Source organism: Ruegeria sp. AM2, from assembly GCF_056540685.1.
Window position 1 is genome coordinate 24,755 of the sequence record NZ_JBQFXE010000009.1, and the last position, 12,238, is coordinate 36,992.

Consider the following 12,238-nt stretch of genomic DNA (forward strand, 5'->3'; position numbering starts at 1 on the left):
TCCCCCAACCGGTGAAAGGGCCGCGGACGGGAATGTGATAAGTTGGCGTTCTGCGGTCACTTTTCGTGATTGCGGTTTTTGTTGACGGCCAGAGGGGTTTGGTTGCACAGTTTCGTTCAGGTCTCAGGGGAACCATTACGATGGGCATTACCTCCTCGCATTCTGTGACACGCCGGGCAACCGGGTGTGATCTGGTGGTTTAACCACGCGGTTATTGCCGCGACGCCTGCACGTGTGCAGTTCCTTTGAACTCCAAACAGATTTCCTCGATGAACAGCGAACCCGGATTGCGTATGGCAATCGATATCGGTGGAACATTTACGGACACCGTCTTGATGGACGGTGACGCAAATATATTGGCCACCACAAAGACCCCTACGACCCCACATCAACCCACGCAAGGCGCGCTAAATGGTGCCCGGCGGGTGCTTGCCGACGCCGGGAAGGAATGGGATCAGGTGTCGGGCCTGATCCATGGAACCACGCTGGCCACAAATGCCCTGATCGAGCGGCGCGGGGCTCGGGTTGCGACGATCACAACCGAAGGGTTTCGTGACATCCTCGAAATCGCTTACGAGCGGCGGTACGCGCAATACGCGATCAACCTGGTCAAGCCCGATCTGATCGTGCCACGCACCCGGGCTTTGACCATTGGTGGCCGCATAGATGCGCAGGGCAATGAACGCGCGCCGCTGGATGAGCACGGCGTCGATGACCTGGTGGCAGAACTAACCCGGCTCGACTGTCAGGCGGTCGCAATCTGTCTGTTGCACAGCTATGCAAACCCCTCGCATGAATTGAGGCTAAGCGCGTTGCTGCGCGTGCGCCTTCCGGAACTGGTCATTTCGCTTAGCCATGAAGTCAGCCCAGAGGCGCGTGAATTTGACCGCCTGTGCACCACAATTGCAAACGCCTATATCCAGCCTCTAATGGCGGGTTATCTGGCTGACTTTCAAACGCGTTTTTCAGCGGAAGGCCTGGGCTGCCCGATCCTGATGATGACGGCTGGTGGCGGGATGACGACTGTGGAAACCGCTGCGCGTTTGCCCATAAGGCTGGTCGAGTCGGGCCCAGCCGGAGGGGCGATTTTGGCCGCGCGCATAGCCCGGGAAACGGGCGAGGCGCAGGTTTTGTCGTTCGACATGGGCGGCACGACCGCCAAGCTGTGCCTGATCGACCAGTTCCGCCCGCAGACTGCCCGAAAATTCGAAATCGCGCGGGCGGAACGCTTTATCAAGGGCTCAGGCATGCCGGTTCGCATTCCGGTGATCGAAATGATTGAAATCGGGGCAGGAGGCGGCTCTATCGCCAGCGTTGACCGCTTGGGGCGTCTGAACGTCGGGCCGCACAGTGCCGGGTCCGATCCAGGTCCGGCAGGGTTTGGCAAAGGCGGGGACCGCCCGACCGTCACGGATGCCGATATCTCACAAGGGCTGATCGACCCGGACCGCTTTGCCGAAGGGCGCCTGCGGATTGATCGCGGGGCCTCCGAACAAGCGTTGAGGCAGCAGATAGGTACTTTCCTGAACCTCGACGCATCGGAATCCGCATTTGCGGTCAGTGAGATTGTCGATGAAAGCATGGCCAGCGCCGGGCGGATGCACGCAGTGGAATCCGGTAAAGAGCTTGAGGCACGGATCATGATCGCATTCGGAGGCAATGGGCCACTGCATGCGACCCGAGTTGCCCGCCGCGCCCAAGTGCGGCGTGTTTTGATCCCACGTGATCCGGGCGTTGGCTCTGCCGTGGGGTTCTTGTTCGCACCCGTATCGTTCGAGGTCGTCCGCTCTCGCTATGCCACACTTGAAACGCTGGACATTGAGAGTCTGAACGCGTTCTTAGCGAAGATGGCGCAAGAGGCCGAGTCTGCCGTAAGGGCCGGTGCGCCAGAGGGTCCGCTGACATCGCGCCGCGTTGCCTTTATGCGGTATCACGGACAAGGTCATGAAATTGAGATTGAGTTGCCGGATCGGGTGCTGACGCAATCCGACCTGACCATGTTGCGCGCTGCGTTCGAAGACGAATACACACGCCAGTTCAACCGCACCGTGCCCGGCATGACCATCGAGATCATGAATTGGGGGCTGACAGTGTCATCTCAGACCGAAACGCCGTCAAATCAGCCCAATCCAACGACAAGCCAAGTGGCGGTTCCGATTGGATCACGCGACATAGTTTGCGACGTGACCGGCGCGTGGCGGTCGGCGGATGTTTACGACCGGCTGATCTTGAAACCGGGCGATCAGATCACTGGTCCCGCCCTGATCATCGAACCGCAGACCACAACGCTGGTCAGCGCCGATTTCAGGGCCGAGATTGACGGCTCTGGAAACATTTGGCTGACCCGTATGCAGGAGGCATCCACATGACACATTCGGATACGAGACTTCAGGTGATGTGGAACCGTCTGCTTGCTGTGGTCGAAGAACAGGGCCAAGCGCTAATCCGCGCGGCTTTCAGCCCCATCGTTCGGGAATGCGGCGACATCTCGGCCGGGATATTCGACGTTCAGGGACGGATGATTGCACAAGCTGTGACCGGGACGCCCGGGCACATAAACACGATGGCCGAAGCGGTGAAGTCTCTGCGCGCACGGTTCAACGAACAGGATATGCGCCTCGGCGATATCTACATGACAAACGACCCTTGGATCGCATCGGGCCACCTCAACGACTTCCTTTTGATGATGCCTGTTTTTCATCAAGGCAGGGTCGTCGGGTATACATCCTGCACCTCTCATCTGGTCGATCTTGGGGGCCTCGGCATGGGCCCAGAAGGGTCGGACATCTACGATGAAGGCCTTCTGATACCGCCCTGCAAGCTGGTGAGCGGCGGTGAGGTCAATGGCCTGCTGCTGGAGATCGTCAAGGCCAACTCGCGCGAGCCGGTCGCGAATGAGGGGGATATCTATGCTCTGATCGCGTGCTGCGAGGCCGGAGCGACACGGCTGTGTCAGATGATGGAGGAATTCGGCCTCGACGACCTGACAGCGCTGTCCGACTATATCATCGATACATCGCGTCGCGGAACGGTCGCGGCGATATCCGAACTGCCTCAGGGGACATGGAAGCATGTTTTGAAGGTCGACGGGTATGAGGAACAGATCGAATTGCACGCGGCTTTGACCATCGCAGAAGATCATCTTTTGCTGGATTTCGCCGGAACGGCGGGATGTTCAAGCAAAGGCATCAACGTGCCATTGAACTACGCCGCTGCGTATTCTGTTTTTGCGCTGCGCTGCATCATCGGCGCGGACATTCCCAATAATGCTGGCTCGCTGGAGCCCTTTCGCGTGACCGGCCCGAAAGGTTGCATTCTGAACGCGCAACGACCCGCGCCCGTCGCGATGCGCCACACTCTGGGTCAGATGACGCCCGATCTGGTTTACGGCTGCTTGTCCCAGGCATTGCCAGATGCAGTGCCCGCCGAGGGCGCGTCCTGTATGTACGACTTACCGCTGCGGCACGCTCCGGAAGCCGTGGGGCGCGGTGAGACACAGTTCGCGCTGGAACTTGTATTCAACGGTGGCACAGGAGCGCGGCCGGGATTGGACGGCTTATCCGCGACCGCCTTTCCAAGCGGGGTTTGGGGCAGTCAGGTGGAAACCACCGAGGCTGTAGCACCGGTGCTGTTTCATCGCCGCGAACTGCGCCCGGATTCCGGTGGCGCAGGTCGTTTCCGCGGTGGGCTGGGGCAGCATATCGAAATCAGTTCCTCAGTGGATCAGGATTTCTTGTTGTTCCTCTCGGTTGAGCGGGTGCTGAACCCGGCCAAGGGCCGCCACGGCGGACGTGACGGTGCCGCAGGTCGCATTCGGATCGGTGAAAATGGAGCGGACCTTCCGGGTAAGGGAGAAATACGCGTGAATGCGGGCGAAGTACTAGTCTTTGAAACACCGGGGGGTGGCGGGTTTGGCCCGCCCGATGCGCGAAGCCCGGATGCACTGGCCAATGATCTTGAGGCCGGGCTGGTCAGCACCGCGGCCGCAGATCAGTGGTATGGGGGCGCGAAATGATTGACCCGGTGCCGCATGTTGCAAAGATGGATCCATATGCTCTGGTCAGGGTCGATGATGGTGCCAACATTACGTCTCTCTCGCAAAACGAAAGCCGCCGGCCGCCCAGCCCCAAGGCAGTGAAGGCGGCGACGGCAGCGTTGACCGCGTCGAATCTGTATCCCGATCCCGATTGGACCGATCTGCGCGCAGAGATCACCCGCCAGTACCAAATCGATGCCGGAGAAATCCTGTGCGGAAACGGTTCGCTGGATCTGATCGGTTGTATTGCACGGACCTTTGCGGGCCCCGGGCGCGCTATTCTGGCCCCGGCGCATGCCTATCCGTTTTTCAGAACGGCAGCGCAAATGGCTGATGCTCCCTACATCCTAGCCCCGGAGGACGGGACGACCGTGTCCGTCGACACTCTGATCGCATCGGCAACCGGCGACACACGAATTGTGTTTGTTGCCAACCCCGGAAACCCGACAGGCACGCGAATTTCCAGGCAGGAACTGGACCGTCTTCGCGCAGGGTTGCGGCCAGATATACTTCTTGTGATTGACGAGGCTTATGGTGAGTTCACAGACACGTCGGAGGCTCCATGTTTCGACATGGTCAGCCTCGAGAATACGGTCGTTTTGCGCACCTTTTCAAAGGCATATGGGCTTGCAGGCTTTCGCGTCGGCTGGGGCGTTTTTCCTGCGCCCATCGCCGCCGAAGTGCGCAAGGTCATGAATCCGAACAACATCAGCGCCGCCGCTCAATCGGCCGCACTGTGGGCGGTGCGCGATCAGAATTATTTGCGCAAAACCCGCGACCTGACGGTTAGCGCGCGGGATCAGTTGATTTTGGACCTCAGGGATTGCGGTTTTGAGGTCGCGCAGAGCTTTACCAATTTTGTACTGATTGAATTCGACAGTACGAATGCTGCCAAATCTGCGGATCAAGCTTTGCGACGTGGGGGTGTAATTCTACGAGCCCAAGGCGGGGCCGGGTTGCCGCACGCGCTACGCATGACGGTCGGCACGTCGGATCAGAATGCGACCGCCTTATCCCACCTGTCAAACTGGAGAACGGAGTTTTACCGATGACACCGTCACGAGGCCGCGCGCGGATCGGAGTTTTGGTTCCATTCACCAATTCCAACCTTGAACCCGACCTTGGGTTGATGCGCCCGGATGGGGTGTCGTTGCATTTCGCGCGCATGGGCGGGTACGACCGCGACGAAATCCCGGATGAAGCGCAGATGCGGGGGTTGGGCAGCGCTAGTTTGGATGAAACGCTGCCTTTGCTGATGGGGGTGAGGCCGGATGTCGTGCTTTATGGATGTACCTCGGCAACGCTGACGCATGGGCAGGAATTCGATCGATCTCTGGCACAGAAAATAAGGGATGAAAGCGGAATAGAAACGGTCACCGCCGCGGGTGCCTTGGTCACAGCCCTTGAGGCACTCGGGGTTCAAAAGATCGGATTTGCTTCACCATATGTCCAAACGATCAATGATATGGCCGCAGACTTTTTGACAGATGCGGACTTTGAGATCGTCAGCCAGGGCGCGGTAAGAGAGACGTTGGACAACGATGGTCAGGGGGCCATGACGCCAGACGAAGTATTCGAATTGGCGCGCCGGGCCGATCACGCCGAGGCTCAGGTCGTGGTCCTGTCGTGCACCGACATGCGGAGTGTCGAAGCTCTTGCCCGGATTGAAACCGAGCTGCGCAAACCGGTGGTCTGTTCCAACCAGGCCATGATGTTCGCGGCTTTTAAGTTGCTAGGGATCACGGAGCCCGTCGCCGGTTTCGGAAAACTTCTCAAAATCCCAAGGTAAGACGTTCAGCGTCTGCAAACTGGTGCTGCGTGCTTCTGCAGGCAGAAAGCTGGCGCGGCGATTCCTGTTCTTATCGCAACTTGGGTGCATGTCCCAAAGGACTGCGGCTTTGCCTTATGTTACCCGGCCTCCAGAAGACTGTCCTCGTAGGTGTTTCGCAGCTCTACTTTGACGACCTTTCCAGTGGCCCCAAGCGGTAATTCATCGACAAAAATCACCTTGTCCGGAACTTGCCAACTGGCGATCTTTCCGTCGTAGAAGGCCAGCAATTCCGCCTCATCGATTTCACCGGACTTAACAGCGATCAGAACGGGACGTTCGTCCCATTTTTTGTGTTTCGCGGCAATCGCGGCCGCGTTTGCAATGGCGGGGTGGCCGATAGCGATGTTTTCAAGCTCGACTGAAGAGATCCATTCGCCGCCTGACTTGATGACGTCCTTGGATCGATCATGAATGATCAGATAGCCATCCGGGTCAATTGTTGCGACGTCGCCGGTATCAAACCAACCATCTTCGGTCAGCGCACTTTGGTCTTTGCCCATGTAAGTGTCGACGACCCAAAAGCCCCGTATCTGCAGATCGCCCTGAGTTTCACCATCATTGGGCAGTGTCGAGCCGTCTTTGTCCACAATGCGCAGATCGACTCCAAAAGGAGGACGCCCTTGCCCCAATCTCAGCGCGGCTTGCATGTCATCCGGCAAGTCCTGATGTTTCTGCAAAAGTTGGTTGACCGTCCCCAAAGGGCTTGTCTCGGTCATACCCCAGCCGTGAATCAACTCGACGCCGTATTTGTCGCGGAAAATCGGAATCATGGACGGTGGCAGGGCTGAGCCTCCGACCAATGTGCGTTTCAAACTGTTCACCTTTGATCCGGTGGTTTCGAGCGCCTGAAGCAAGCCCATCCAGATCGTCGGGACACCCAAAGCCATGGTCACACAATGATCATCAATCAAACCGACGATGCTTTCGCCATCAAGATTGGGGCCCGGCAGAACAAGCTTTGCACCTACACCGGCAGCCGCATAAGGCACGCCCCAGGCGTTGGCGTGAAACATTGGCACGACAGGCAGCACGGTGTCCGTGGCAGAAAGCGCCAGCCCATCCGGTTGGTTAGCGCCCAGCGTGTGCAGCATGGTCGAACGATGGGTATAGAGCACACCTTTGGGATTGCCTGTGGTCCCGGATGTGTAACACAGTGACGATGATGCGCGTTCATCGAACTCGGGCCAGTCAAAATCTGCGTCGCCACCCTCGATAAACTCGTCATAAAACATCAGGCCATCGATCATATCCGCTGCCTGATCATCCCGAGGTCCCATCAGCACATAATGCTCGATTGAATGCAGCGAGGGCTTGAGTTGCGCGACAGAGGCTAAGAACGTGTGGTCAAAGAACAGCACCTTGTCGTCCGCATGCGCAGCGATGTAAATCACTTGGTCTGGATGCAGGCGCGGGTTCAACGTGTGGCAGACATAACCGCCACCTGGGACGCCAAAGTAAACCTCAAGATGCCGTTTGTTGTTCCAAGCAATCGTCGCACATCGCGCACCCGGTTCAAGTTTCAGTGTCTTGAGAGCAGAGGCCAGTTTCCTGGCGTTGGCATCCACGGTTTCCCAATTCGAAACCTGCACACCGGCGTCGGTCTCGACGGACACGATTTCGGTTTTGCCGTGAAACCGTGCGGCATGGGTGATCAGGGAAGAGATCAGCAAAGGCTGGTCCATCATTTTTCCAAGCATGAGGCGGTGCTCCGGTACTGGTGAACTTTCCAATTTCTGGCCAGAGCGCGGCACGTCACTCGGACAACTTCCTTACCATACCGCCTTGAAGGCGATGTCGTCATGTTTTTGTCGCGCCCGGCTGCCAACGCGACACGAGTGGCCATCAATCACCATACCGCTCGGTGGGCCTGGTCTGCCTTTGAAACTCTGGAGTGGCGGACACAATTGGCCCGACCGGAGTGCCGGTGTCGGAATTTCACGAGCGACCGTAACGGGCGCCTATGGGCGCTGTGAAAGCAAATCAATGTCGCAAGGTTTGCAGCCTGTCCGCTGGCCAGGGGCTGGATCGGTTTACGGAAATCCCCACTTGTCTTTGATTCGATTGATGCAATTGTGAATTGCAAAGCAGATAGGAAACCAAAACCGATGATCAGATGGCCTTTGGGGCTTGTTGCGTGTCTATTGACGCTGTGCGTCATGGCGAGCTTGGCGTTTCGATGGGCTGCACATCACCGGGAAACCCTGCCATTTGCGGTCGGTTTGCCAGAAGATGGGCGGCTGGTTGAAACGCCCGAAGGTGCAATTTTTGTGCTTGAAACCGGAAATTCACGCGCGCCCCGCGTTCTGTTCGCCCATGGAACGGCGGCCTGGTCGACGATCTGGCGCGCGACGATGACCGAGGTGTCACAGGCGGGATACCTTGCAACGGCTTTTGACATGCCGCCCTTTGGCTGGTCCGAGCATCCTGACGGGGCTGATTTTGGCAGATCAGCGCAAGCGGACAGAGTCATTGCGTTGCTGGAAACTCTGGGAGACCGGCCCATTGTGGTGGCGCATTCGGTGGGGGCCGGGCCAACCTCCGAGGCCGTGCTGAGACGCCCGGAACTGGTTTCGGGATATGTGATTGTTGCGGGGGCGATCGGATTGGGTGATCGGATGAACCCCAAGCAACTGCCGCTTATCTTGCGCAATCCAACCGTTCGGGAATATGTGACCGCCGCAACAGCGACAAATCCGCTGCTGACCCGACGGTTCCTGCAAAACTTCATGTATAAGGCGGATTCGGCATCGCGTGAGATTGTTGACGCTCTGCAGGACCCAATGGTCAGGGACGGTTATACGCAAGCCGTATCGGACTGGATCCCCGAACTGTTCACAACGCCCACCGACGCGTTGAGCCTGGACCCGGCCAATTGGGCGGCTCCGGGTCTGCCGGTTTCTTTGATTTGGGGCGCGCAAGACAGTGTGACACCTGTTTCGCAAGGCATTGAGCTTGCATCGCTGGTCCCCAACGCCAGGCTGACAATCCTCGACGGTGTCGGTCACATTCCCCATCTCGAAGCACCTGCCGAGTTTGCATCGGCACTCATGGCCGCACTACAGCCAATGACGCATCCCCCCATTAAGGAGCGCTATCAGAAATGAGATCTTTTACTCGACGGTCTGCCCTTGTCGTGGTGGGCGCTGCGGCGGGATGGACCGCTGCCCGCGCGTTTCAGGGTAACCTGCCCGATCTGGATGGCACCCAACGATTGGACCAAACGCCGACCGCAAAGACCATGAACGACGCAAGCGGGCTGTCATCCACGCCGGTCCACAAGCACCTTGTCCTGTCGGACAATGCCGACGACACCCTGATCGCTGCCATCCGCAAAGAACTGGCCGAGGCTGTTTCGGCCAACAGGGCGTTCAACGTGGGTGCAGCGCGCCACTCGATGGGCGGGCAAGCTATTCCCAGACACGGTACGGCCGTGACATTCGACAATGGCACCGTGGAAACCGACAGCGCCAACCAAACCTACAAGGTCCATGCGGGCGCGCGTTGGTCTCAAGTTATCGCGGCGCTTGATCCCGTTGGCTGGTCTCCGACGGTCATGCAGTCCAACAATGATTTTGGCGTGGCCGCGACGTTTTCCGTCAATGCCCATGGCTGGCCTGTGCCGTATGGGCCAATGGGCGCAACGGTGCGAGCGCTGCGGATGATCCTGCCAACGGGTGATCTGGTGACCTGCTCGCCCACTGAAAATGTCGAACTTTTCAACATGGCCATGGGCGGTTATGGGCTTGTCGGAGTGATCCTCGACCTAGAAGTCGACATGGTGCCCAATACCCGTCTGGTCCCGACATTCCAGACAATGCCCGCCAGCGCGTTCCCGACGGCTTTCCAGGCCGCGCTTGCGGACAGTTCGGTCACAATGGCCTATGGTCGCCTGAACGTCGAAAGGGCCTCTTTTTTTGAGCATGCGCTGCTGGTTACGTACCGCGAGACTGATGATCAGACCGTTCTGCCGCCTGCATCCGGATCCGGTTGGATGTCGCACGTGGCCAGCCGCCTTTACCGCGCGCAGCTGGGCAATGAGACGATGAAGTCCTTCCGCTGGTGGAACGAAACAACGGTCGGGCCTGCATTGGGCGGCGGGGACGTCACGCGCAACGCCTTGATCAACGAACCGGTTGTCACGCTGGATGACCGCAACCCCGACCGGACGGACATCCTGCACGAGTATTTTGTCAGTTTCGACAAGTTCGAAGCTTTTTTGACGGCCTGCCGCGAAGTCATTCCGGCCTCGTACCAGGAATTTCTGAACGTCACACTTCGCTATGTGGCGCAGGATGACCAAAGTGACCTGTCTTACGCTACATCCCCCCGCATCGCTGCGGTGATGTCTTTCAGTCAAGAGATGACCGGACGCGCCGAGGCTGACATGCGGCGGATGACCGAAGAATTGATTGATCGCTTGGGCCAAGATGGGGGGGCGTATTATTTGCCCTACCGACCTCATGCGCGGCTTGACCAACTGACCCGCACGTATCCGCGTGCGGTCGGATTTGCAGCCAAAAAGCGCGATCTGGACCCACAATTGGTCCTGCGCAACAATCTTTGGGACACGTATCTGGAGCAGCTATGACTTCCATGCAGAAACTCTGCCTCGTCTATTTCGTGGTGTTGATGGTCGCCGCGTCACTGAACTATATCCCCGGACTGACGGACGCGGACGGGCTTGCATTTGGTATTTTCCAACTGGATGTCTATGACGATGCGCTGCATGTCGCCTCGGCGCTGTGGGCCCTGACTGCCGGGCTGCTATCTCACCGGGCCGCGCGAATGTTCATGATCCTGTTCGGCATCGCTTACCTTGGTGACGGCGTATTCGGGTTCTTCACAGGGTACGGTTATCTCGACCTGGGTATATTCACGAACGCCTCGGCAGGGCTGGACTTTTCGGTCGGCAGAGTGCTTGCAAACCTGCCCCATTTGGCGCTGGGCGGGTTGGCGGTCTGGGCCGGTGCCAAAGATATCGGACACCGGGCATGAGGCGTCTTTGGCGGTGGCTGACAGGGCTTGGATTGGCCCTTGTTGCAGTCATTGCCGGGCTTTTGTCGCCAGTTGCCTATACCGAGGTGATGTGCCGCCCAACCGGCGAGGCAGACGCGTATCAGGCCCGCCTGGACCTGGTTCATCACCGGCCTGAATCACGGACACTTATGACTTATCCGGAATGGCACATCGTTCACGCCTATGAGGATTATGCGCGCGTTCTCGAAGAGGGTGACCCGCATGAATACAGTTTTATCAGCGGGATAGGGGGCTTTTGGGGATCGCTATGTACCCTGTCCAAAGCCTCGGGCCAGTTGGGTCCGGTGGATGGCGCGACAAAGCAGATGGTCTACGTAATCGGCGTCAGCTTCACGGCAGAACTGTTGGCAAAGGCCGCGTATGAAGAGACCCTGGGCCGACTTTTTGTCTTGCTGCGCGGGCAAGATCGATCACCGCTTGACGACATTTCAGCCGAACAGGCGAAAAGCTATGCCGCGTTCCTGCAGCAGGTCCCGTGGTACAAATGGGATTTCCCTGCTGATGCGCAGGCCCTTGCGGATCACGGCACACAAGCTCTCAGAGACCGCGAGCGCCGGATGGCGCTGGGCGTCGAATACCGAACGAAAGCGGCCTATGCTGAAATCATCGCTTCGGCGGTCGCGGAAGTCGGCCCGGATGACCTGACGCTCAGGATGATAGTCGATGGCGCATCGGTCGATGCGCTGGAGCGTCTCGACGGGGTTGTCGTCATCGGCGAAACAAGGTCCGGGATCGAGATTGAAACGATCCGCTATCGGGCCTTGACACATCTGATGAAGGACATGGCGGCAGCTGGCATACACTTCGTTGAAATCGCTGGAAATGACGACATCATGTATACCGTTGTGTCAGACGCCCCCGACCATCCCAAGGCAATCCATACTGATGTCCGACAGGGATTTGACAATTATCGGCACCTCATCTTGACTGACGTTGCCGCGCTTGCTTCGGACATAGTCGCGCTGGCGGATGTGGCAGGGCATCTGGAACATATCCATGACTATTAAAGGCACAATTCTCGGCGTCACGTTGCCACTAGTTGGATGGCTCGGCATCCTTGCGGGGGTTAACCTGCTGAGCGACGATGCCCCGGCGGCATTGGTGCTGTTTCCGGGGCAGGATTTCCTGGCGCAGATGCCAGACGATATGTCCGTTCTGGCTGCCACTCCAATCAGTGTGACCTTGGCATCCGAGGATGCCAATCTTGCACGGAAACTGTATCGGAACGGGGCTTGGCTTGTATTGCCTGCGGGTCTTCCGGGCTGCGTGTCGCGTGTCAAAGGATGAAACGGCAATTTCCGATCCGAGCTTTACGCATTGCCGTCGCATAATCC

Annotated in this window: 10 protein-coding genes; 9 read left to right on the forward strand and 1 reads right to left on the reverse strand. The window is 58.2% G+C overall.

The window, feature by feature from the left end:
* Window positions 1-269 precede the first annotated feature (269 nt).
* From ACR0CR_RS15385 to ACR0CR_RS15400, 4 genes are read left to right on the forward strand one after another with little or no spacing between them, the layout of a single operon-like run.
* Window positions 270-2,369: a hydantoinase/oxoprolinase family protein gene (locus tag ACR0CR_RS15385; protein WP_480600633.1), complete on the forward strand. Its 2,100-nt coding sequence runs from the start codon at window positions 270-272 to the stop codon at window positions 2,367-2,369.
* Window positions 2,366-4,015, forward strand: coding sequence for a hydantoinase B/oxoprolinase family protein (locus tag ACR0CR_RS15390; RefSeq protein WP_480600636.1), 1,650 nt, complete (start codon window positions 2,366-2,368; stop codon window positions 4,013-4,015). Before ACR0CR_RS15385 ends, ACR0CR_RS15390 begins: the two co-directional genes overlap by 4 nt.
* Window positions 4,012-5,088: a pyridoxal phosphate-dependent aminotransferase gene (locus ACR0CR_RS15395; RefSeq protein WP_480600638.1), complete on the forward strand. Its 1,077-nt coding sequence runs from the start codon at window positions 4,012-4,014 to the stop codon at window positions 5,086-5,088. The genes ACR0CR_RS15390 and ACR0CR_RS15395 overlap by 4 nt, the downstream gene beginning before the upstream one ends.
* Window positions 5,085-5,825 (forward strand): maleate cis-trans isomerase family protein, encoded by a 741-nt coding sequence (locus ACR0CR_RS15400; RefSeq protein WP_480600641.1) that lies wholly within the window; start codon window positions 5,085-5,087, stop codon window positions 5,823-5,825. The genes ACR0CR_RS15395 and ACR0CR_RS15400 overlap by 4 nt, the downstream gene beginning before the upstream one ends.
* Window positions 5,826-5,944: 119 nt before the next feature.
* Here ACR0CR_RS15400 and ACR0CR_RS15405 read toward each other — a convergent pair whose 3' ends face one another.
* Complete coding sequence (locus ACR0CR_RS15405; protein ID WP_480600643.1) at window positions 5,945-7,564, reverse strand: long-chain-fatty-acid--CoA ligase; 1,620 nt, start codon at window positions 7,562-7,564, stop codon at window positions 5,945-5,947.
* 408 nt (window positions 7,565-7,972) lie between these two features.
* Between ACR0CR_RS15405 and ACR0CR_RS15410 the strand changes: the two genes are divergently transcribed.
* From ACR0CR_RS15410 to ACR0CR_RS15430, 5 genes are read left to right on the forward strand one after another with little or no spacing between them, the layout of a single operon-like run.
* Entirely contained in the window at window positions 7,973-8,971 is a 999-nt protein-coding gene (locus ACR0CR_RS15410; protein ID WP_480600645.1) for an alpha/beta fold hydrolase, read from the forward strand.
* Complete coding sequence (locus tag ACR0CR_RS15415) at window positions 8,968-10,455, forward strand: FAD-binding oxidoreductase (protein ID WP_480600647.1); 1,488 nt, start codon at window positions 8,968-8,970, stop codon at window positions 10,453-10,455. The genes ACR0CR_RS15410 and ACR0CR_RS15415 overlap by 4 nt, the downstream gene beginning before the upstream one ends.
* Complete coding sequence (locus ACR0CR_RS15420) at window positions 10,452-10,862, forward strand: hypothetical protein (RefSeq protein WP_480600650.1); 411 nt, start codon at window positions 10,452-10,454, stop codon at window positions 10,860-10,862. Before ACR0CR_RS15415 ends, ACR0CR_RS15420 begins: the two co-directional genes overlap by 4 nt.
* Window positions 10,859-11,911 (forward strand): hypothetical protein, encoded by a 1,053-nt coding sequence (locus tag ACR0CR_RS15425; RefSeq protein ID WP_480600652.1) that lies wholly within the window; start codon window positions 10,859-10,861, stop codon window positions 11,909-11,911. The genes ACR0CR_RS15420 and ACR0CR_RS15425 overlap by 4 nt, the downstream gene beginning before the upstream one ends.
* On the forward strand, window positions 11,901-12,191 hold the full coding sequence (locus tag ACR0CR_RS15430; RefSeq protein ID WP_480600654.1) for a hypothetical protein: 291 nt from the start codon (window positions 11,901-11,903) through the stop codon (window positions 12,189-12,191). Before ACR0CR_RS15425 ends, ACR0CR_RS15430 begins: the two co-directional genes overlap by 11 nt.
* Window positions 12,192-12,238: the final 47 nt, after the last annotated feature.

Excerpts from the sequence above, each read along its gene's own strand:
- ACR0CR_RS15385 (WP_480600633.1), top strand. The coding sequence starts at position 270 with ATGAACAGCGAACCCGGATTGCGTATGGCAATCGATATCGGTGGAACA.
- ACR0CR_RS15390 (WP_480600636.1), top strand. The coding sequence starts at position 2,366 with ATGACACATTCGGATACGAGACTTCAGGTGATGTGGAACCGTCTGCTT.
- ACR0CR_RS15395 (WP_480600638.1), top strand. The coding sequence starts at position 4,012 with ATGATTGACCCGGTGCCGCATGTTGCAAAGATGGATCCATATGCTCTG.
- ACR0CR_RS15400 (WP_480600641.1), top strand. The coding sequence starts at position 5,085 with ATGACACCGTCACGAGGCCGCGCGCGGATCGGAGTTTTGGTTCCATTC.
- ACR0CR_RS15405 (WP_480600643.1), bottom strand. The coding sequence starts at position 7,564 with ATGCTTGGAAAAATGATGGACCAGCCTTTGCTGATCTCTTCCCTGATC.
- ACR0CR_RS15410 (WP_480600645.1), top strand. The coding sequence starts at position 7,973 with ATGATCAGATGGCCTTTGGGGCTTGTTGCGTGTCTATTGACGCTGTGC.
- ACR0CR_RS15415 (WP_480600647.1), top strand. The coding sequence starts at position 8,968 with ATGAGATCTTTTACTCGACGGTCTGCCCTTGTCGTGGTGGGCGCTGCG.
- ACR0CR_RS15420 (WP_480600650.1), top strand. The coding sequence starts at position 10,452 with ATGACTTCCATGCAGAAACTCTGCCTCGTCTATTTCGTGGTGTTGATG.
- ACR0CR_RS15425 (WP_480600652.1), top strand. The coding sequence starts at position 10,859 with ATGAGGCGTCTTTGGCGGTGGCTGACAGGGCTTGGATTGGCCCTTGTT.
- ACR0CR_RS15430 (WP_480600654.1), top strand. The coding sequence starts at position 11,901 with ATGACTATTAAAGGCACAATTCTCGGCGTCACGTTGCCACTAGTTGGA.